Annotated in this window: 30 protein-coding genes; 13 read left to right on the forward strand and 17 right to left on the reverse strand. The window is 24.5% G+C overall.

The window, feature by feature from the left end; all coding sequences use genetic code 4:
* The first annotated feature begins 232 nt into the window (after positions 1-232).
* From ACZ91P_RS15080 to ACZ91P_RS15090, 3 genes are read left to right on the forward strand one after another with little or no spacing between them, the layout of a single operon-like run.
* Entirely contained in the window at positions 233-412 is a 180-nt protein-coding gene (locus ACZ91P_RS15080) for a hypothetical protein (RefSeq protein ID WP_465157141.1), read from the forward strand.
* Positions 403-624, forward strand: coding sequence for a hypothetical protein (locus ACZ91P_RS15085; protein ID WP_465157142.1), 222 nt, complete (start codon positions 403-405; stop codon positions 622-624). Before ACZ91P_RS15080 ends, ACZ91P_RS15085 begins: the two co-directional genes overlap by 10 nt.
* Complete coding sequence (locus ACZ91P_RS15090) at positions 614-748, forward strand: hypothetical protein (RefSeq protein WP_465157143.1); 135 nt, start codon at positions 614-616, stop codon at positions 746-748. Before ACZ91P_RS15085 ends, ACZ91P_RS15090 begins: the two co-directional genes overlap by 11 nt.
* A gap of 247 nt (positions 749-995) precedes the next feature.
* Here ACZ91P_RS15090 and ACZ91P_RS15095 read toward each other — a convergent pair whose 3' ends face one another.
* The 3 genes from ACZ91P_RS15095 to ACZ91P_RS15105 form a co-directional block, all read right to left on the reverse strand.
* The gene (locus ACZ91P_RS15095; RefSeq protein ID WP_465157144.1) at positions 996-1673 is read right to left on the reverse strand and encodes a hypothetical protein; all 678 of its coding nucleotides are present in this window, start codon (positions 1671-1673) and stop codon (positions 996-998) included.
* A gap of 91 nt (positions 1674-1764) precedes the next feature.
* Positions 1765-1947: a hypothetical protein gene (locus ACZ91P_RS15100; protein ID WP_465157145.1), complete on the reverse strand. Its 183-nt coding sequence runs from the start codon at positions 1945-1947 to the stop codon at positions 1765-1767.
* 129 nt (positions 1948-2076) lie between these two features.
* On the reverse strand, positions 2077-2322 hold the full coding sequence (locus tag ACZ91P_RS15105; RefSeq protein ID WP_465157146.1) for a hypothetical protein: 246 nt from the start codon (positions 2320-2322) through the stop codon (positions 2077-2079).
* Between the two features lie 91 nt (positions 2323-2413).
* Between ACZ91P_RS15105 and ACZ91P_RS15110 the strand changes: the two genes are divergently transcribed.
* The 3 genes from ACZ91P_RS15110 to ACZ91P_RS15120 all read left to right on the forward strand — a co-directional run bounded on the left by ACZ91P_RS15110 (position 2414) and on the right by ACZ91P_RS15120 (position 3692).
* Positions 2414-3058 carry a hypothetical protein gene (locus ACZ91P_RS15110; protein WP_465157147.1) on the forward strand — a complete coding sequence of 215 codons (645 nt, stop codon included), beginning with the start codon at positions 2414-2416 and terminating at the stop codon, positions 3056-3058.
* 154 nt (positions 3059-3212) lie between these two features.
* Positions 3213-3434, forward strand: coding sequence for a hypothetical protein (locus ACZ91P_RS15115; RefSeq protein ID WP_465157148.1), 222 nt, complete (start codon positions 3213-3215; stop codon positions 3432-3434).
* 33 nt (positions 3435-3467) lie between these two features.
* Positions 3468-3692, forward strand: a complete 225-nt coding sequence (locus ACZ91P_RS15120) for a hypothetical protein (protein WP_465157149.1) — start codon at positions 3468-3470, stop codon at positions 3690-3692.
* A gap of 188 nt (positions 3693-3880) precedes the next feature.
* Here the strand turns inward: ACZ91P_RS15120 and ACZ91P_RS15125 are convergent, their stop codons facing one another.
* Positions 3881-4024: a hypothetical protein gene (locus ACZ91P_RS15125; protein WP_465159020.1), complete on the reverse strand. Its 144-nt coding sequence runs from the start codon at positions 4022-4024 to the stop codon at positions 3881-3883.
* A gap of 367 nt (positions 4025-4391) precedes the next feature.
* Here ACZ91P_RS15125 and ACZ91P_RS15130 point away from each other — a divergent pair, with 367 nt between their 5' ends.
* Positions 4392-4709 carry a lipoprotein gene (locus tag ACZ91P_RS15130; protein WP_465157150.1) on the forward strand — a complete coding sequence of 106 codons (318 nt, stop codon included), beginning with the start codon at positions 4392-4394 and terminating at the stop codon, positions 4707-4709.
* Positions 4710-5046: 337 nt separating this feature from the next.
* Here the strand turns inward: ACZ91P_RS15130 and ACZ91P_RS15135 are convergent, their stop codons facing one another.
* The 11 genes from ACZ91P_RS15135 to ACZ91P_RS15185 all read right to left on the reverse strand — a co-directional run bounded on the left by ACZ91P_RS15135 (position 5047) and on the right by ACZ91P_RS15185 (position 12767).
* Positions 5047-6687 (reverse strand): hypothetical protein, encoded by a 1641-nt coding sequence (locus ACZ91P_RS15135; RefSeq protein ID WP_465157151.1) that lies wholly within the window; start codon positions 6685-6687, stop codon positions 5047-5049.
* On the reverse strand, positions 6669-7352 hold the full coding sequence (locus tag ACZ91P_RS15140) for a hypothetical protein (RefSeq protein WP_465157152.1): 684 nt from the start codon (positions 7350-7352) through the stop codon (positions 6669-6671). The genes ACZ91P_RS15135 and ACZ91P_RS15140 overlap by 19 nt, the downstream gene beginning before the upstream one ends.
* Positions 7352-8605 (reverse strand): hypothetical protein, encoded by a 1254-nt coding sequence (locus ACZ91P_RS15145; protein ID WP_465157153.1) that lies wholly within the window; start codon positions 8603-8605, stop codon positions 7352-7354. Before ACZ91P_RS15145 ends, ACZ91P_RS15140 begins: the two co-directional genes overlap by 1 nt.
* A 13-nt stretch (positions 8606-8618) precedes the next feature.
* Positions 8619-8888, reverse strand: coding sequence for a hypothetical protein (locus ACZ91P_RS15150; RefSeq protein ID WP_465157154.1), 270 nt, complete (start codon positions 8886-8888; stop codon positions 8619-8621).
* Between the two features lie 183 nt (positions 8889-9071).
* Entirely contained in the window at positions 9072-10094 is a 1023-nt protein-coding gene (locus ACZ91P_RS15155; RefSeq protein WP_465157155.1) for a hypothetical protein, read from the reverse strand.
* Between the two features lie 12 nt (positions 10095-10106).
* On the reverse strand, positions 10107-10418 hold the full coding sequence (locus ACZ91P_RS15160) for a hypothetical protein (RefSeq protein ID WP_465157156.1): 312 nt from the start codon (positions 10416-10418) through the stop codon (positions 10107-10109).
* A 10-nt stretch (positions 10419-10428) separates the two neighbouring features.
* Entirely contained in the window at positions 10429-10947 is a 519-nt protein-coding gene (locus ACZ91P_RS15165; RefSeq protein WP_465157157.1) for a hypothetical protein, read from the reverse strand.
* 395 nt (positions 10948-11342) lie between these two features.
* Positions 11343-11795 carry a hypothetical protein gene (locus ACZ91P_RS15170; protein WP_465157158.1) on the reverse strand — a complete coding sequence of 151 codons (453 nt, stop codon included), beginning with the start codon at positions 11793-11795 and terminating at the stop codon, positions 11343-11345.
* Between the two features lie 99 nt (positions 11796-11894).
* Positions 11895-12053 (reverse strand): hypothetical protein, encoded by a 159-nt coding sequence (locus tag ACZ91P_RS15175; RefSeq protein ID WP_465157159.1) that lies wholly within the window; start codon positions 12051-12053, stop codon positions 11895-11897.
* On the reverse strand, positions 12031-12528 hold the full coding sequence (locus ACZ91P_RS15180) for a hypothetical protein (RefSeq protein ID WP_465157160.1): 498 nt from the start codon (positions 12526-12528) through the stop codon (positions 12031-12033). The genes ACZ91P_RS15175 and ACZ91P_RS15180 overlap by 23 nt, the downstream gene beginning before the upstream one ends.
* Entirely contained in the window at positions 12483-12767 is a 285-nt protein-coding gene (locus ACZ91P_RS15185) for a hypothetical protein (RefSeq protein WP_465157161.1), read from the reverse strand. The genes ACZ91P_RS15180 and ACZ91P_RS15185 overlap by 46 nt, the downstream gene beginning before the upstream one ends.
* 918 nt (positions 12768-13685) lie before the next feature.
* Between ACZ91P_RS15185 and ACZ91P_RS15190 the strand changes: the two genes are divergently transcribed.
* The 6 genes from ACZ91P_RS15190 (at position 13686) to mreB (ACZ91P_RS15215) (ending at position 18520) form a co-directional block, all read left to right on the forward strand.
* Complete coding sequence (locus ACZ91P_RS15190) at positions 13686-14351, forward strand: hypothetical protein (RefSeq protein ID WP_465157162.1); 666 nt, start codon at positions 13686-13688, stop codon at positions 14349-14351.
* Positions 14317-14757, forward strand: coding sequence for a hypothetical protein (locus ACZ91P_RS15195; protein ID WP_465157163.1), 441 nt, complete (start codon positions 14317-14319; stop codon positions 14755-14757). Before ACZ91P_RS15190 ends, ACZ91P_RS15195 begins: the two co-directional genes overlap by 35 nt.
* A 17-nt stretch (positions 14758-14774) precedes the next feature.
* Positions 14775-15011, forward strand: a complete 237-nt coding sequence (locus tag ACZ91P_RS15200) for a hypothetical protein (protein ID WP_465157164.1) — start codon at positions 14775-14777, stop codon at positions 15009-15011.
* Between the two features lie 311 nt (positions 15012-15322).
* Positions 15323-15892: a UPF0236 family transposase-like protein gene (locus ACZ91P_RS15205; protein ID WP_465157165.1), complete on the forward strand. Its 570-nt coding sequence runs from the start codon at positions 15323-15325 to the stop codon at positions 15890-15892.
* 471 nt (positions 15893-16363) lie between these two features.
* Positions 16364-17407 (forward strand): rod shape-determining protein MreB, encoded by a 1044-nt coding sequence (mreB, locus tag ACZ91P_RS15210; RefSeq protein ID WP_465157166.1) that lies wholly within the window; start codon positions 16364-16366, stop codon positions 17405-17407.
* Positions 17408-17464: 57 nt separating this feature from the next.
* Positions 17465-18520, forward strand: coding sequence for a rod shape-determining protein (mreB, locus tag ACZ91P_RS15215; protein ID WP_338990676.1), 1056 nt, complete (start codon positions 17465-17467; stop codon positions 18518-18520).
* 70 nt (positions 18521-18590) lie between these two features.
* Here the strand turns inward: mreB (ACZ91P_RS15215) and ACZ91P_RS15220 are convergent, their stop codons facing one another.
* Positions 18591-19361, reverse strand: a complete 771-nt coding sequence (locus ACZ91P_RS15220; RefSeq protein WP_465157167.1) for a TatD family hydrolase — start codon at positions 19359-19361, stop codon at positions 18591-18593.
* 9 nt (positions 19362-19370) lie between these two features.
* The gene (gene mnmE / locus ACZ91P_RS15225; RefSeq protein WP_465157168.1) at positions 19371-20720 is read right to left on the reverse strand and encodes a tRNA uridine-5-carboxymethylaminomethyl(34) synthesis GTPase MnmE; all 1350 of its coding nucleotides are present in this window, start codon (positions 20718-20720) and stop codon (positions 19371-19373) included.
* Positions 20721-20789: the final 69 nt, after the last annotated feature.

The following is a 20789-nucleotide window of genomic DNA, read 5'->3' on the forward strand; positions in this document are numbered from 1 at the left end:
GTTTATTAAACTTTTAATTAAATTTGTTAAATTAACAAAAAAGTTAACAAATGTTTTTTTTAGTATGCTTTTTTCTACTAACACCAACATGTTAATTAACAAGAAACAAGTTAAATAATTAGTTAAATAATGTGTTCAATAACATGTTAGATAACATGTTTAAAAACACTTTATTAACAACAGACTGGAGGTTTTTAAAATTGAATATAGTCAAAAACTTGTATATGTTTATATGAATAAAAATTATATATGAGATGTAAAATTTGATACTTTATTAAAAGAACTTATTGAGAAACAAGCAAGAGGTAATCAGTCGGCATATTCACGGCAAATAAATGACCTAGAAAAAGAGTCTAATAAAAATAATACTGAACCAATAAATTTTAATGAGAATGATATTTTATGGGATTAGCTAAAAATTTAGTATATGCAATATATGACATAAATGATCATTTAGTTGGTATTTATGAATCAGTAGAAGATGTAGTAATTAATTATTATCAGGTTAGTCCAGATAATCCGCTTTTTGAAATTAAAAAAAGTATGTTCATCAAGTTGTTTATCGTACAAAAAAAACAGTTTCATACACAAAATATTAAAATTTATTGTTATAATGAGGAATAAAAGTGGAATCAAAACATTTTTTTGGTTAAAAGCATTAGCAAAAAAATATAAGGATAATGAAATTATTTCTAAATTAGAAAATATTAGAAAAGAATTCAAGAACCAAATGTTAGAGGTACAATAAAATTAAATTATAAAGGAAATATAAAAATGTCGGTAGTATTCATTATTCTTAGGTTTTTAATAAAATTAAGTAATTAAAAACAAATTAAGTTTCACTTATGACTAAATGATAACAAAATTTATAAAAAATTCAACTTTTTTTAAAAATATAATTTTTAGTTGAAAAAATAATTTATAAAATTATGAATTTTGACATACTAAAAAATACTTTTTAAAGTTATTGCTAATTTTAAAAGGTTTTTTATTTTTTATAAAGATAAAAATTGATTTTGAAATTGATTTAAATTAAATATATTAAATTCAATCTTTTCTTTATTTTTATTAGTTTTATCAACTTTCTCATCATTAATTTGATTATTAAATCTTAACATAGAAGCAATTAACATATTGATAAATGTTTCTTTACAATATATTTTTGCGCCACGCTCTTTAACAGCCTTAATATAATGCGATATATCACCCTCAACATGACAACCAATATTATATTCTAATGATTGATTTACAATACCTTCTTCATTACTTTTAATTAATTCAATGGTTTCTAATAAAAATATTTTTTTATTACCATTAACATATGGTAAATGACATATTAAAAAATCTAATAATAATTTATAATTTCCAGTAAAGAAATATATTTTTGCTAATTTATATTTTATTCTATAAATTTTGATTCTATTTCGATTTGGGAATAATTGTTTAAATCTATTTGATAAATGAAATTTATCTAAACTATATGATACAGTGTTATTTTTATATTTTGCTTTTACTGCTCTATAAATTTTTTTAATTTGTTTTTGACCATCACTTAATATTAATATTTTAGTATTTTGATTAATATCATAAGTATCCATTGATTTAAAAAATTTATCAATAAAATTATCAATATTAGATTTATTATTTTTATTTTTATGATTTTTATTCATCATTTGAAAAACGCCTTTTTTCTTTTTTATTTTTATTCTGGTTTTTGTTGACTTTTCTTGATCAATACCAACATGCATAGTCGCAAGAAATATTTTATTTTCATTTTTTTTTTTTTTTATTTTCTCGCATTGGTTCAAAAGCTCCGTAAATTTGAATATATAAAACATTATTTGGAATTTTAATTTTATTGTTATTTTTATTACTAATGTAATCGGTTTCTTCTAAATCGGCATTTCTTAAAAATATTAGATATTGTTCTTTCACTAATATTTGCATTCTCTGTTGTATGTAAAATATCTTTATATCTTTTTCCATCATCTATAAAAGACATATATTTATTTTTTAAATTTATTTCAATTCTTTCGTATTTTTTTAAACCTAATTCTTCATCTAAAGGATAACGATTTATATTTTCTTTTTTTCTTCATCATATTTAAGATATAATCTTCTTTTAATAGGAATATCTCCATATTCTGTTTTAATTGTTTTTGGCAATTTTGATATCACCTTATATCCTTGTAATATTTGTCCTTGTTGATATAATTTAAATATCTCATTATCTCTTTCAATCAATAAATTTTTAGTTTCATTGTTTGTTTCTATTATTTTATCTTTTTTATAATCTTCTAATAAATTTTGTTTTAATTCCATTTTATAATTTCCTTTCATATAAACAAATTATTTTAAAATATGATACTCAATATTTCACATAATCTTATCAAAAAAAGGAGGCTATTTAAAAATGCAGGATTTTACCAAAATTAATAACAAAAAACGGATTACTAGTTATAAATATTTAAATAAAAAATATGATTTGAATTTTAGTGACTATAATTTTGGTTTTTATTGAGAAGTATTTAAAGACTTTGTTGGTGATAGTTATGCCTGATATTTTACTTCACCAACTTTTTTTAAGTTTGTTTCAGCGGGGCGTGGTACTAATAAGACATCAAATCACATAGCAGAAAAATTATTTTTTGCTTGTAATTTTACTGATGCTTCATCTAACATTTTACAAAGATATGCCAATACCCATGAAGATACTACATTTGGCGATACAATTAATGTATGTAATTATTTATACGATAAATATGGGATTGATATAGGACCCGACAATGAAAATGGCATTGTTTGACCTAAAAATGTTAAAGAAGGTGGCGAAATTGTTTTTCCTAGTGGTGTTCGCATTGCTTTTGCTGGTTATGCTAATGGTAATAAAATTATGGGAAAAGTTGGTAAAGGTAGTGGTATTATATCGGTGTGAACAGATGAAATGATACATGCTGAAGAAAAAGAAATTTTAACTGATAAAGAACTAGCTTGTTTTAACAAACAAAGAAGAACGGCCTGATTTATTTGAACTTGAATACTACGGATTTGAATATAACGATAATGACCCCAGTATTTATGTTTTACGAAATTATCGTAAATATATTAAAGAATATAATTTACAAGATTTTTATAATACCAATACAAAACAATATCAATTTGATAGTTATTCAATTGGTGTTGATTATGCTAATGGTAGTGAAAACCATACGGTGTTTTTATTTAGTGGTTATAAAATTAATGAAAATAATCAATATGATAAATATTTAATTGAAGAAAATGTTGTTACACCTAAAAACGCAATGAATTTAAATGAAATAGTTGAATATTACGGACAATGAATAATTAATACATTTGATAAATTTGATGGTTTTGAATATGCTACATTTCATTATGATATTAATGCCCACGACTTTATGCAAAAATTACAATAAGATATTTACCCTTATTTAGGCTATAAAATTAAAATGTTTAAAGCCAAAAAACATCAGACATCTCTTAATAAAGAAGCGGGTATAATCAATCGCGTAACCTGAATAAGAAAAATGTTTGTTCAAGGCAAAATATATGGTATTTTAGATAACTTCCTTTTTTTAGATAAGTGCATTAGTGAACTAAGATTTAGTGATACCAAAACAAACACACCCGATAATAAAATGTACCATCCATATTGTTTTAAAATGGGAATATAAAAAAGGTTTTTTAAACCTTCTAAAATTTATAAATTTTATTTACTTTTTATTTATTAAATAATTAGTATTTAATGTTTTTTCTAAACTAGGTGATTTTTCTTGTATTTTATTACCATCATCATTTTTCAATAGTTCAGGATGACAATCTTTATAACTTAATTTAAGATGTTTTCTAACTGAATTAAAATCTAGTATCTCAACTTCAATTTCATCACCAACATCAAAAAATCTCTAATATCTTTAACAAAGTAATTTGAAATATCACTAATATGAATTAAACCATCAGCCTTTTCTGCTCTATAAAAAGCACCATAAGATATAATGTTTGTTATTTTAACATTAACTTTATTTCCTTTTTATACATAAAATTAAATATACTTCCTTTCTTTAAATGCTTTAATTATATCATTAAGACTATAAAAATCATTTGCAGGAATTGAGCGAGCGGTTGATTTTCTTAAATTTTTGTGATAAAATGACCTATAAGTTAAAAAAGATTTTGAGGTTCTTTCAAGCAAATTTGGGAACCTTTATAAAATTTTTCGCTTAACACTTAGAATTTTTCCCAAGTATTTTGAAAAGCACGGCAAAAGTTTTTTTAAACTTTAAGTAATTTTTCGTAAAACTTATGAAAATCACCGCGAGCCCAGATTGACCAGTTTATATAATGAGAATATTTACTGAAAGGAAATTATCATAATGAAAAAAATATTAAGTCTTTTGGGAGCAATCACTTTAATAGGAACAAGTACAACAAATTTAGTTGCTTGTAATCATCTTACACAACAAGAGCTAGAAAAATTAAAAGAAGATAATAGCAAAATTATAAATGATATTAAATTAGAATGAATGGCACCACAAGAAAAACCTTTTAAACAATTAGACAATAAATATTATTTTGTAGTGTGGTGCGGTAATAAAAAGGATGATTGAAGAATTATTAAATTAATACATAATGAATTAAAAATAAGAAAAATATTCGATAAGTATAATCAATATACATTAGAATTAAGATAAGAAACTGGTTATCCATTTGATTTTACTTTATATGTTAGATATTCATCTTCTTGAGCCCCAGAAGATTGAGAATCAGATAATGGCACATACTTTAAAACAGTTTATCGCTGAAATTCAGATAAAAATATTCCTAATTTAGTTGTTGATTCTAAAACTGGTGAAATAAAAGATGAGAGTTAAGAAATATAAAAACTTATTTAATTAATTAAATAAGTTTTTATATTTCTAGTATAATTAAAAATATTTTTTCATTGTTTTTATTAAATAATTGTAAATTATTAATATTAATTTGTTCTTTTATAGGTGGATAAGAAAATATTATACTATTTGATTCTTTTTAAAAATCAACAACTGCTTTATTTGAATATGATTTCTCATCTTCAAGACCGTTTTTTCAAAGATATCACACATTTTCTTCTATTAACTGAAGAAATGTATTTCTATCTTTACCACTAACTTTGGTTCCTATAGGGCAACTTTTAATTAATTCTAAGTTAATATCTTTTCCTTTAATAATTTTTTCGTTTGGTTTTTCAATAAAAATATTTATATCATAATTTCGATAACCCCATATCCCAGATATTTCAATTTGATTTAAAATAAATAATTTTTCATGTTTATAAAAAGTTATTTTAATGTTATCTTCAACTAAATTTTTAGTAATACTTGTTCAAGCTGCTTTAGAATAAAGTAATTTATATCATTGCGAAAAATAGTTTAAATAATTTTCTATTTTGTCATTAGAAACAATTAAATTAGTTAAATACTTCCCATATTCTCCATCTGATAATTTAATTTCAGCAGGAATAAGAGAAGGAATATTGTTTGTTTCTAATTCATTTGTTATTGATAATCAATTAAAATAATTTGTTTCTAGTTGATAAACAAAGTTTTCTGAAATATCTTTATTTTTAACAGTTACTTTAATTTCATCATTGTTATTATTTTGTTTTTTTAAATTTCAATTTGTAATTTGTCCAGTTTTTTGGTCAATAATTGGTGCATTTGGTTCACTGCTATTATTTCAGCGATAAACTGTTTTAAAGTATGTGCCATTATCTGATTCTCAATCTTCTGGGGCTCAAGAAGATGAATATCTAACATATAAAGTAAAATCAAATGGATAACCAGTTTCTTGTCTTAATTCTAATGTATATTGATTATACTTATCGAATATTTTTCCTATTTTTAATTCATTATGTATTAATTTAATAATTCTTCAATCATCCTTTTTATTACCGCGCCACACTACAAAATAATATTTATTGTCTAATTGTTTAAAAGGTTTTTCACTTGCATAAACTTCTTCTCAATAATTTTTAGGTGGGGTAGGTCCACCAGAAAAATTAAAATATGATGAATTTAACAGTACTTGACAATCTTTAAATTCTCAATAACCATCTTCCATTTTATTGGGAGTTGAAGTTAATTCAAAATAATAAGGAGAAAACAATTTAATATCGTCATTATAACTTTTATTAATTGCGTATTTACTATAAGTAAAGTTTGATAACATATAGATAATTTGTTTAAATCTTTTGACAGCATTATCATTTAAAGATTTATAATTATCTAATTTTCAGTTTTTAAATAAACCATAAATTACATCTTCGGGTTTTTGTCCTTCGAATTTTTGGCGTAATTCCGCCGCTTTATTAGTAGGATTACCTTTTTCATCGTATTTTGCACCTTGAAATTTTCTATCATAATTATAACGATATGTTAGATAATTTAATAAAACAATATTTAATTTTTTAACACCTAATAAACCTAAAATATCTTTTCCTTTTATATAATCTTTGACAATACTTCATGGTAAAAAACTTTTGGTAAATCAATATTGAAATACTCTTAAATTAGAATTAGTTTCAATTGGCATTGATAACAAAAGTACTAGGTTGGCATTTTGAATAATTGACTGGGGATAAGAATAAACACCATTGACATTGCCTCAACATTTTATATTTCCAAATAACATTGATTTAGAGGGTATTTAATCTCAATACCAGTAAATACTGTATCTTCGGGCAATGATTTTTGTAATACTAAATGAATACTATTTTGATTTTTTCATTTAAAGTCAGTTATTTTAATTAAGTGAGTAGATTTAATAATGTCAACACCATCGGGTGTATAAGGGCGTTTATATTCTTCAATGATATAACATTCATTTTTATTGTCTTCACTAATTGGTTCATTAATATATACTATTTTTAAATCTAATGCTTCTAAAAATTCTTTATCTTGTTTTGAAATATCATTAATTAAAATATCTTTTTCATCATTCATTACATAACTTGTGCTATTATCTTGTACTGTGGTATTTTGTTGTATTTCTAATTTAAAGTTAAAATAGCTAATTTCATAACCAGTTATTTTAATATATTTATCTTTGTCAATAAAACCGATCTTAACGCTATTTTGAGAGTAGTTTAAGATTGGTTTTTGCTTTGTATTAACAAGATTATTAATTTTATAAATGTATAAGGTTCTGGCAGGGTCTATAGTAAATAATTGTTCTAAATCAGGGTCGCTGTATTGCGATTGATTAGCAAAATCCAACGGAATACTATCAATTGAATAGTCAATTGGTTCATCTTTTTCTGCTAATTGTGCTAACATTTTTTCAGATGGTTTTAACATTATTCTTGTTCTCCTTCTTCAATAAGCGTATTGATAATAGTTTCGTTGTTTTTTAATTGTCTGTTTAAAGTGGCATTTACTGGTAAGTGAACATCAACAATTAACTCGTCAATATTTTTAATATTAAATGTTCTACTATTTAAAATTGCATTATCATATTTAATTAACTTAATAATAAATTCAGTTAATTTAATTTCTCTAATATATATCATTTGTTCGTATGATGCGTTTGTTTGAATATTTACACCAGCAACTTCCGCCTGAGTTTGTTGGGCCCCCTTAGCAATTGCGGGGACATGATGGCGATTTATTTTATAGTAATTAGTTAATAATCAATCGTATATTTTGGTTAATTGTTCACCTTTAAAATTACCAGCAATATAGTATACTGGTTGAAAATTACTATCGGGGTCACCTTCAACTAATAACAAGTCATTTTCAAAAAATGAAGCCAACATTTTACTAATTTCTTGGTCAACAACACCAGTAACCCCATTAGTATTAATGGTAAATTTACCACTATTTAATAATGGGTCTAACATTATCTTTTCAGCAATAATATCTAAAATACTAGCAAATTGTTTACCATAACGAGCAGAAGGTTCGAAATTAGGGTTATTAGGAATAATTTCAATGGGAATAAAATCAATTGGTAATATTTCTTCTCTTTGCAATGTTGTATAGTTATTTCATTTAGCATCATCAATATATAAGTCGGTAATAGTACTATATAATTGTATTTTTAACTTTCTAATAACTTTAACTTGTTTAGTTACAGCATCAATCTCTATTTTTTCAGTAATAAAAATACTCTGGTCATTTTTAATATAAGGGTCATAATCAAAAGTGCAAGATACTAAATTACCTAATTCATCATACTGGTCATTGTAAAAATCAATAGTAATAAAATTAAGTTTTGAATTATTAGCAAAAATAAAATATGCACCCTTACCATTTTTATTAATTTTATATTTGTTATATCAATTCTTATTAGTAAAGTCTTGCATTTTTAAAAATTTATTAATTAATTTAGTGTCTAAATACTGTTTATTAATTGGATTATAAATGCTAATTTCTAAATCACGTGGATTTAAAAAATTAGCATTATCTTCACAAATTCTTTTTTCTAAAATTTCATTATGTTTTTGAACAGTAACATTTTTACGATTAGTAATCGTTGATGCTAAATTAAGATAATAACTATCAATATCATATTCTTTTTTTAATTTCTTTTTTGCCGGTAACAATCCCATTTATAACGCCTCTTTATTTTGTATCTTCTTTTTTAATAACATTTTCAATACTATCTTTATTTTGTTCTTTTTTATGTGTTTTGATAAATCTAATTGTTTCAATAATTAAAACAATTACCCCAAAACCATTAAGCATTGCACCAATAATTACATATGCAGGTCAACCAATTCCTAATTTAGTAGGTCCTATAAAACAAATAATAATTCCTGCAATAAAAAACAATGATAAAACTCCAAAGATTTTTAAAAACATAACGACATCTTTAACTTCTACTTTTGGCATAAAAACATCTCCTTCCTATATGGGCGTTACTTCACCCTGATATTCATAAATACTACCTTCAAAATCAATTCTCATATTATTATTTTCATCTCAAAAATATATTTTATTATCACTATTACTAAAATAAACTCAGTAATTAAATCATCTTCAAGATTTTGGATTGTAAAATTGAAAATTATTAATTTAAAAAGTAATTTGACTACTAGATATTTTAAACAAAGACTTAGGTCCAGTATAAATTTGTCAATCAGTAATTTTAACAGTAGGATAAATAGAATAAAACTTTAATATACTTAACGAAGTATTATTATCAATTTTTTTCCATAAGAAATTGTTATCATATTTAGTGACATTATATACTGATTTTCCTATTGGTACTTCTTCATCTGTTGACTTATCATTAATAATTTTTGTAATTGGTACTTGAATATTATTTTGTACTTCTCTGACTATTTTTGTAAATCTTGGTATATCTTCGGGTTTTGGATCATTATGAAAACTTAAATCACCATATATGTATATATCTTTAGAACTAACATATCTTTGACAAGCTATATAATCAATTTCTAGATTAGAATTTTTTGTTAATTTATCTTGTTTTTTATCTAAATTTTCTTTTGTTTCACTTGATAAATTATCAATTTTTTTATCTAATTTATAATCATTTTCTATTCTTTCAGTTTTTTCTTTTTCTAATAAAGCATTAACTTCTAATTGAGTATAATATGCTTCTAAATCTATCATAGTTAAATCAATACCTTCTTCTTGAAAAGTACGAAACATTTTCTTTAAAGTTGTTAAATTAGCAAATGATTTTGCATAACTAGGTAATAAACCTTGTCATGTTGTCATTGGGTCATTTTGTGAAGAATAATTAATATCACCAACACTCATATTTGCCGAAGCAAAAAACTCAATTGGAATGCGGTTAAATTTTCAATGTTCAATCGTAATAAACACCATATTAATACAAATTTTCTTTAATAATGGATCTTTAAATGTTTCAAACTTTAGTTTTGAAAATAGATAGTTTAAGTAAGAATTAATCATATTTTGGGCTCTTAAAGCAAATGTTTTAAATCATAATTCTACATCACCTTTAAAAAACTTATTATAACGAACTGGAACTTGTGTAATTTTACCTGTCATTGGAATAAAATTATTATAATTTTCCAAAGTAACATTTTGTCATAATTCATTTAACATTTAATCATCTCCTTATCATTTACTTTTTTTAGAATATATTTTCTTTAATATAAATTTTTTACTATTTAGTAATGTTTTTGTTTTAATTATTTTGTTTAAATCTTGTTTTGTTCTGAGTTGTTTATATGCTTGAAATACTAGTCCATTACCTAACAAACTAGTAACCGCACTATCTTCTAGCGTATTTAACAATTTATCTTTATTAAAGTTATTTTTAAATTGTTCTTGCATTTTTAATATCTTAGCAATTGTCCGATATATTTTAAAACTATCTTTTACTACTTGCTGATAAGCAAGTGGGGCAAAAGAAACTAAATTAAACAAACTTGTTTTTTTAAAATCCCCAACCAATAAACCACTCACTGTTCATATAAAATTTAAACGGTTCAGGAGCCAAAACAAACTCTTCTGCTTTGATTAAAGTTGTCATAACGACAATAGGGACATATTTAGGATTTTTATAATATATTGTTAAAGCAACTTCACCCGCAACTGATAAAGGAACAATTTTAACTGCTAAAAAAACATCAGAACCATAAGCAAAAGGTAATAATTGACCTTTTTTAATAGCCTTAGTTTCAAATTTAGATAATATTTTTTTAGTTTTATCAGTAATTTTACTAATTACTTTTTGTTTAATAGTAATTATTTGTTTTTCAATTGGGGCTAATAATTTTTTAGTTACTTTTTGAATATAAAAATTTAGGTTTAAATGATTTAAAATTTTATTTAATTTAATTGGTGTTTGATGAAAAATATTTAATAATTTATTATTATATACTTTACTGCCCCTCATTAAATTAGCATTTAATAGTAGATTTTTACCAACACCTTTTTTATGAAGATTAGTCATAATGTTATATCACTCATTTTTCTTTGTTTTCTACTTTTGGTACGCCCCCAGTATTAACTGTTTGTACCTTAATTAATTCATCATAAACACTTTGCAATTGTGTTTTATTGATTTCAATATCATCAGTAATATCATAAGACTTTAATAAAACATTTTTAAATTTTTCATTATCAGTTAAAGAATTAATAAAGTCAATTACTTCAATTTGCTTTAATTGAATTGTTTCTTGTTCAATTTGTGAAGTTAATTCAGTATTTTTTGTTTGTAGTTCGTTGATTTGCTGATTATTATTTTCTAAATTACTTGCATTAAATTCTTCAACTTCAGCAGTATTTTCTAAAATAATTTCAGCAGTTTTAATATCTAAACTACCATCTTCATTTTTAATAGGTTAATTATTTTCATCAATAAGAACATATTTTACATTTTTTAATGCCATTGTTTTTCCTCCTTTTTTTAATATTTGTATTTATTCTTTTTCTAATCGCTTTTTGTATAATTTCAAAACTATCTACTCTAAAAGACAAAAAATAGCGTTTAGTTTTTATATTTAACTGATTAAATACTGAGCCTTTAATTTTTATCTCATCATCTTTTTTTAATTTCAAAAACTCAGTTAAAATAGATGGGTTATATATTGATAATGTTGAGTAATTTAATCTTTCTCACTGACATTTAGCCGAACAAGCATCAACTTCAACACCACCAGCAACCAGTGCCTTAATCTTAGTTTTAATCGGATTTTCATGTAATCTAACAGTTAATTCTAACTTATTAACTTTTTTATTTTTTATTTTAGGTTTATTAGTTATTGATTTTTTAGGTAAATTACTTTTTGTTTGAGACATTATTTAAGATCCTTATTAGATAATTTGTCATATTTTGAACTGTCAACTAATATTCAATCGATAGAACCTGTTGAATATGGATTTTTGTAAAAATCTTCTTTATATAATTGTTTTGCTTCTAAAGTATATTTTACATTCTAAATCTGCCACATCTTGTTTTAATTTAGATATTTCTTTATTTTTTTCAGCAAGTTCTTTTTTAAGTGTTTCATTTTCTTCTTTAATTTTGTTAAATTTAATTGATTCTGTTATTGTCATTATTTATCACTTCTTTTTTTAAAAAATATTGTAAATGTTTTCAAGCATATAATTCGTGCTCTGTCATTTTAATATTTCCTTTATAAATATAATTTTTCTTAACAACTGGCGATTGTAAAACATAATTTAAATTAAATAGATATTTACATAAAACTTTTAAACCACCAATAAATTTAGGAGTAGATAATGGATTTTTTATTTTTAAACCCTTTTGAAGTTGATAATCTTCAATTATTACAATAACTTTATTTAAATAAGAACAAATTTTATTTTTAAACTCATTTAATATTAAATACATATTATTTATTGCTTCTTCATCTTCATTTTTAGAATTAAAAGTAATATTATTAATTATTTTCTTTTGCAAAACATTATAAATAATCATACCAGTTTGTCCAATTCCAGCAGGGTCAATTGCAATAATATATTTTAATTTATTTGTTTTATTTTTTTGTCAATTTGTAATATTTTTCATCCATCTGATGCTAAATCTAAAATATCGTTAATTTTGTAATGTTGCATATAAGAAGCAATTACATCTCAATTGTTTTCAAATAAAATTAAGTACATTTTGGCTCATTCTAAACATTGCAAATCATAATGCTTTTTATGATGTGAAATACGACAATTAACAGGCTGATAATTAACTCAATCAAATGACGTTGTTATTTCATTTCAAGTTTTATTAATATACAAACTTTTATATTCTGTCATTTATCTATACTCCTTAATTATTTTTATTTGTTGCTCAAATTTCATCATTAATATCATTTACAGTTACTAGATAAGCTCGTATCATTAATTCTTGTAATTTATTTTTAATTTTTTTATTTCATTTTTTCATCAAATATTTTCCTTTCTGTAAAAAAACATAATATTCCTTTATTGGTTAATATTTTGATATTTAGTAAATAATTTATTTTAGTATTTAATTACTTCGCCGCCCACTTCACTTTGAAGGTGAGCGGGGGGGATAAGATATTTTGATAGAGTTTACCCCCATACGGAAATAAACAAAGAAACAGTTTACCCAGTTATTAATTACGCTTCATCCATCCCTAGACAACTTTATATAAAGAAAATAACCTTTTGGAGTTCCAACCCTCTTGTTTTTTTAGTGTCCGATATTGTTTTTTTCGGTTTAACAGCACTCTTTTTATGAAAACAAGCCAAAAAACACGCGCTCTGACATTTCGCAAGTGATTAATCTTTCCGAGAATTAAAGAAATAAATAGGAGTAGTAAATCCAATCGCTTTCACACTTTCTTTAAGGCTTCGTGCCATAGATGAGTTATTCATCTTTAAGCATCAAAATATTAAATTTTAAGTGCCGCATTATTCATCGGATAATACCTTTATTGAAAGGATTTATAAAAATATCGTTTATTTTGTGTAGGGAAAACAGAATTTAATCTGTTTTTTTATGATAAAAGTTCTAAATTTAAAGATACTATCCGATGAATAATGCAAATAAAAAAATCGCTCTAATAAGCGATTACTTTAATTTGTATTTAATTACTTTATTTATAATTTTTATAAAACCTAAGCTTTTTTCCGACTACCAAAATGTCAGAACATGAATTAGATGCTTGAAAACATTTACAATATTTTCTAAAAAGGAGTCAAATAAAAATGCCAAGAGTTCAAAGCAATTTAGTTAATAAAAAAAATAAACCAGTGACTAAAAAGAAAACAACTATTACAAAAAATGCTGTTAGCTCTAGGATTAAAAAGAATGTGACAAAAAAAGAAATTGTAGAGAAAAAACGAGAATGAATAAATAAAATAATAATTGATGTTAAAGTTAAAATTCATTCTGTTTCTATAAAAACTAAGATTCTACCCAAAACAGCTGGTGGTGTAGAAATTGATACGGGTTCTGCAGGATGTAGTTGATCCGGAATGAATTATACTACTTTATCAATATATGAACCGAATTTATTATCAACTTTTTTAAAATTAAGAAAAGATGACGAAATTAGAGTAACTGGTAGTATTTGAAATACTTTAAATAAGGTAACAAAAAAATATTTTCATTGTATTAGAATTGAAAATTTGAAATTATTTAAAAAGTACCGAGAACTCGTTCCAAAAATAATCAAAAATAAATTTATAATATATAATTTAACAGTAGCAGTAATGTTACATACTAAATGAAACAACTTCTTTAAATCAGGAGTTTTTATAAAAAATGCGGATTGTGTTCTGCATTTTTTATTTTTGCATTATACAATCATCAATGAAAAAAGGAGGAATTTAAAAAATGGCAGTAAAATATGTTTTAGTTGATGACAATAATCAAGCTATTTTAAATGAAGATGGTAGTTTAGCTATTCAAAATGCAGAATTTGTTTTTGCAAATCAAGAAGAATTAGATGCACATAATGCAGAACTTATAAAACTAAAATCAGAACAAGAACAAAGAATTAGCGAATTAGTTACACTTTCTGAAAAACAAGCCGAAGAGTTAAAAAGAATTGATATTTGAAATTTTATTGATTCATTAACTTCTGATGAAGAAATTAGAAAAGTTTTAAGCAATACAAATTATGATATTAAAGACGATGTTGCTGTAATTAAAGCTAAGTTAAAATCTGATTATCAAGATTTAATGAAATTAAAACCAGTAAATACTGGTGGAGTACCAACAAATAAAACAGATGAAAATAAAATTATTGATACTGACAATGTATTTAATAAATAGAAAGAAGAAAGTAAATTATGGCACAAAACCCACAAAGAATTTTCGGAGATATTGCTAATCAAGCAACAAAACGAGACCGAGAAACATTTGAACAATGATATTTACAAACTTATCAACAAAAATTAAGTTGAGAAGCTTTATTTGCTTGAAAAGATGCAAGTAAATTTAGTTTAACATATAAAATAAAGAACAAGATAATTTTATTGACTCTTTTTTTGCTAATAAATATGAAGAAAGTAAAATTTTATTTATAGAACATATTAAAAACCTTGATGATGAAATATTTTCTAAAAAAGAATATAAGAAAGATGGATGATTCGTAAAAGAAAAACGATCTAGAAAAATAGTTCATGAATGAGGAGAATTAATTTATCTACGAAGAATTTATCGTAGATGAAATAAAGAAACTAATTCATGAGAAAACAAAGCATTTGTAGATGAAAAAATAGGAGTTTTAAAATATCAAACATTAACTTTAAATTTAGAATTAAAAATATTAGAATTATCTGAGGGAAAAAGACAAAAAGATATTTTACATTGTTTTCCAAACATGAACTTAACTAGAATGACAATTTCAAATGTTATTAGAAAATATGATATTGAGTATTTTAGTAGTCATTTATTTAATGAATTTGAAAAGATTAAGTTAAAAGAAAATTCATGTCTTTATATTTTTATGGACGAAGGTTTTGTTTCATTAAAAAAAGATAAACAAATTAAAGATTTTAAATGTCGGATTACAACATTTAATACTGGTTTTAATTTTAAAAAATGTAAATATAACAGAAAATTATTAGCAAATAAAAGAGGTTTTGTTATATTAAAAGAACAAAAAACAGGTGAAATTAATACCGAAGATTATGTTCAAGGAATATTAATGGAATTAGAAAGATATTATATTTTACCTGAAAAATTTAAAATTATTGTTGTTGGTGATGGTGACGGTTGAATTATACAAAGAGCTTCTTTTTTAGGAGCTAAGTATGTTTTAGATCGATTTCATTTTTCGAAAGAATTAAAAAGAGCTTTTTTAAAAGGAAGAAAAACCGAAACAAAAACAAATATTTATAATGAATGTTATAATTTGTTTATTAATGGTAAGTATGATAAATTATTAAAAATTGCTAATTCTTAGAGTGATATATCTTGATTTCTTAAATCAATTTTGGGGTATGGGGCAAAAGCCTACGCATATAAAACATATAAAAATTTACTATACTTAAAATTAGCAAAAATAAATAAAATTGATGTAATAGTAAATATTAAGAATTTTTATACTTTTAAATAATTAAAATAAGGTAAATTTAAAAATTTATTACTTTTTGGTCGTCTTATTAAAATAATGTGTTAATATAAATTAAACAAATAAAGAGGGGTTCTTTCATTTAGGAACAATAATTAATCCTTAAAAGAAAAAACCCGTATTTAATTTACTCACCCATTATGGAATAATTTTTAGGAAAGATTAGGATTTATGTTATAATATTTTTGTATTGTATTCTCTATCTGAAAATAAATATAGAGACTTGCAATTCATTTTATTGATTAATCACAAATATATTAATCTAACTAATTAATTTAACAAGAAACAGGAGGACAAAATTACATGGCTTTATTTAATAGTACAAAAAAACCGGCTTTCGTTTCTATGGATTTAGGAACTGCTAATACATTAGTATATGTTTCAGGTTCAGGAATTGTTTACAATGAGCCTTCAATTGTTGCTTACAGAATTAAAGAAAACAGAATTATTGCTGTAGGAGCCGAAGCTTACAAAATGATCGGAAAAGGAAATAAGTCAATTCGTATTGTTAGACCAATGGTTGACGGAGTTATTGCAGATATTCGTGCAACAGAAGCACAATTAAGATATATCTTTACAAAACTACGTATTACAAAACAATTAAAACATTCAATTATGTTGTTGGCTTGTCCATCAGTAATTACTGAATTAGAAAAAGCTGCTTTGAAAAAAATTGCTATGAACTTAGGAGCATCAAAAGTTTTTGTAGAAGAAGAAGTTAAAATGGCTGCATTAGGTGGCGGGGTTGATATTTATAAACCTGCTGGAAACCTAGTGATTGATATGGGAGGAGGAACAACAGATATTGCTGTTATGGCCTCAGGAGATATCGTATTATCAAAATCAGTTAAAGTTGCTGGAAATTACTTAAATAATGAATCACAAAAATTCATTCGTTCACAATATGGTCTAGAAATTGGATCAAAAACTGCTGAACAAATTAAAATCGAAATTGGGTCATTATCAAAATACCCTGATGAAAGAAGAATGAAAGTTTATGGACGTGATGTTGTTTCAGGATTACCAAGAGAAATTGAAGTAACACCTGAAGAAATCAGAGAAGTATTAAAAGTACCAGTATCAAGAATTATTGACCTAACAGTTCAAGTGTTAGAAGAAACACCACCAGAATTAGCTGGTGATATCTTCAGAAATGGAATTACAATCTGTGGAGGAGGAGCTTTAATCAAAGGGATTGATCGTTACTTTACAGATACATTACAATTACCATCAAAAATTGGAGAACAACCATTATTAGCTGTTATTAATGGAACTAAAAAATTCGAATCAGACATCTTTGATATCTTAAGATTAGAATCAATGCATGTAAAAGAATTAAATTACTAGAATAATCATTAATTAATTGATTATAATAGTTATTAAATTGTTAAGGAGGATAAAAACGTGAGACCAGAAACTAGACCATTTATTTCTCTTGACTTAGGAACTGCTAATGTTTTAGCATATGTTTCAGGACAAGGTGTAGTCTACAATGAACCATCATTAATGGCTTATAACAATAAAACTAATAGTTTAATTGCTTTAGGGAAAGCTGCCTATGATATGGTAGGAAAAACACACGGAGATATTAGAATGGTAACACCATTAGTAGATGGAGTTATCGCAGACATGGAAGCTGCACAAGATTTATTAAAACACATCTTTTCAAGAATGAAAATGATGAACATTTGAAAAAATGCTATTGTATTATTAGCATGTCCAAGTGGAGTTACTGAACTTGAAAGAGAAGCATTAAAAAATGTTGCTAAAGAAATGGGCGCTGAATTAGTTATCATTGAAGAAGAATCTAAAATGGCCGCTTTAGGGGCAGGAATTAATATTGAATTACCTCAAGGTCATTTAATCATTGATATTGGTGGAGGAACAGCTGATTTAGCTATTATTTCATCAGGTGATATTGTTGTTTCAAGATCAATTAAAGTTGCCGGAAATCATTTTGATGATGATATTCGTAAATACATTCGTTCAGAATATAACATTGCAATTGGGCAAAAAACAGCTGAAGATGTTAAAAAATTCATTGGTTCATTAGTTAAATATCATAACGAAAGATCAATGCAAATCTACGGACGTGATATTGTTTCAGGATTACCAAAAGAAGCAAAAATCTCTTCAGAAGAAATTAGAAATGTTTTATTAAATGCATTTTCTAAAATTACAGATTTAGTAATTGAATTATTAGAAAATACACCACCAGAATTAGCTGGTGATATTATTAGAAATGGAATTACAGTTTGTGGGGGAGGAGCTTTAATTAGAAATATTGATAAATATTTCTTTGATATTTTCCAATTACCAACCAAAATAGCTTCAGATCCATTAAATTGTGTTATCGAAGGAACAAAAATCTTTGAAAAAACAATTAAGAAAAACATCGAAAATGGTTTATATAATTTCCAAGAAAAAGGATTATTATCATTAGGTAAAAAAAGAAAATAAATTGAAGCAAAAAAAATATTAGGTTAACCTAATATTTTTTTATTGTAATTTTTAAATTTGAAATTAAAAACTAATCAAGATTAAATAACTTGCATGCATTCTTATTAGTAATACGAATCATTTCTTCAACCGGCATATTCTTTAATTCTGCTAATTTTTTAACTGTATACATAATAAATTTAGGATAATTCTTTTTCCCTCGATATGGATCAGGAGTTAAATATGGTGCATCAGTTTCCACTAAAATTTTATTTAATGGTACCATTTTAGCAACTTCCCGTAATTCCTGAGCATTTTTAAAAGTAATATTACCAGCAAACGAAAGATAAAATCCTAAATCTAAAAATTTTTGAGCCATTTGAATTGTCCCATTATAACAATGCATCAAACCTTGTGTTATTTTTTGTTCTTTTAATATTTCATAACAATCTTCATAAGCATCACGGCAATGAATGGCAAGTGGAAGATTATGTTGTTTTGCTAATTCAATTTGTTTAATAAATCAATGCTTTTGTAAATCTGGAGAAACAGTTTTATGAAAATAATCTAAACCAATTTCGCCAACAGCAATTACTTTATCACTATTTAATAATTGATCTAATTTCTCTAAAACTGAAAACCCATATTTAGCAACATCAGTTGGATAAAACCCAATTGTTGCAAAAACATTATCATACTGCATTGCATGGCGAACTGCTGCTTGGCTAGAATCTAAATCATAACCAACATTATTAAGTCAAAACACGCCACTAATTTTAGCATCAGCTATTATTGCTGATGTTTCTTCGTTCTCATATTCATGTGACATTAAATGACAATGTGTGTCAAAAATTCCTTGCATATTTTCCTCCTATTTTCCTAGGCAATACTTACTAAAAATTGTTGTTAATAAGTCTTCTTCATAGTTTTCACCTAGAATATCACCCAATATTTCTCAAGCCTCATGTAAGTCAACATTAATAATATCAACCGGAAATCCACTCGTACTATTATTATATGCATTTTTTATTGAATTTGCTACTTTCTCCAATAAAAAAATTTGTTTTATATTTGATAAAACTAGTTGATCATCTTTTGTAATCTGGGCTGTTTTATATAAATTTAAAATTTTATCAATAAGAGACTTGATATCTCGGTTTAATGCTGAAATTAAAAGAATATTTTGTTGCAAATTTTTATTTTGTACTTGCATATTAAGTAAATCGCTTTTATTTAAAACTAACAAATATTCTTTATTTTTAATTAGTTTTTTAAGTTCGGGACTTAAATTCATTAAATCAGCATAATTATCAGCAACAATTAAAATTAAATCAGCATTAATAACTTGTTGACGTGCTTTATCAATTCCAATTTGCTCAATTTTATCAACTGTCTCACGTAAGCCAGCTGTATCAATAATATTTAATGTTAATGGTCCTAAATTAATCTTTCCTTCAACAATATCTCTTGTTGTTCCTGGCAAATCAGAAACAATAGCTTTATCTTCGTTCATTAATGCATTTAATAATGATGATTTTCCAACATTTGGCTTTCCTAAAATTAAGACATTAATACCATCATCAATCATTTTTCCAACTTTACTAATTTTAACTAAATCATTAATTTTTTGTTCTAAAATTAATAACCGCTGGTTTAATTCTTGTGTAGTTAAATCACCAACACCATCATATTCAGGATAATCAATATTTACTTCAATATTTGCAATGATATCTAATAATTCATCACGATATGTACTAATTAAATAAGTATTTTTATTTTGCAAATTATTCAAAGCTATTTTTGCACTAGTATCATTTGTCGCATTAACTAAGTTATTAATAGCATCTGTCTGAATTAAATTAAGTTTTCCATTTAAAAACGCTCGTTGTGAAAATTCACCTTTATTTGCTAAACGTGCTCCATTTTTTAGTAATAACTTAATAATATTATTTTTAACTAATACGCCACCATGGCAATTAATTTCAATAATATCTTCTCCAGTAAAAGAATTAGGTTTTTGAAAACAAACCAAAATAACTTGGTCAATAATCTCTTTGCCATCTCTTAAAAAACCATAATAAATTTGATTCCCGTGTGGAATAATTTTTTTTGAAAAAACTTTATTAATAATTTTATAACTATCCACTCCAGACATGCGAATAATTGCAATTGCTTGCTTTACCATTGCAGTTGCAGGAGCAATTATTGTATCTTCAATCATTTTATAAAACTCCTCTTTTATTAATTCATTATATTATATCAAACAATAAATTATAAATTCAAGTATAAA

Source organism: Spiroplasma endosymbiont of Halictus nicosiae, assembly GCF_978018445.1.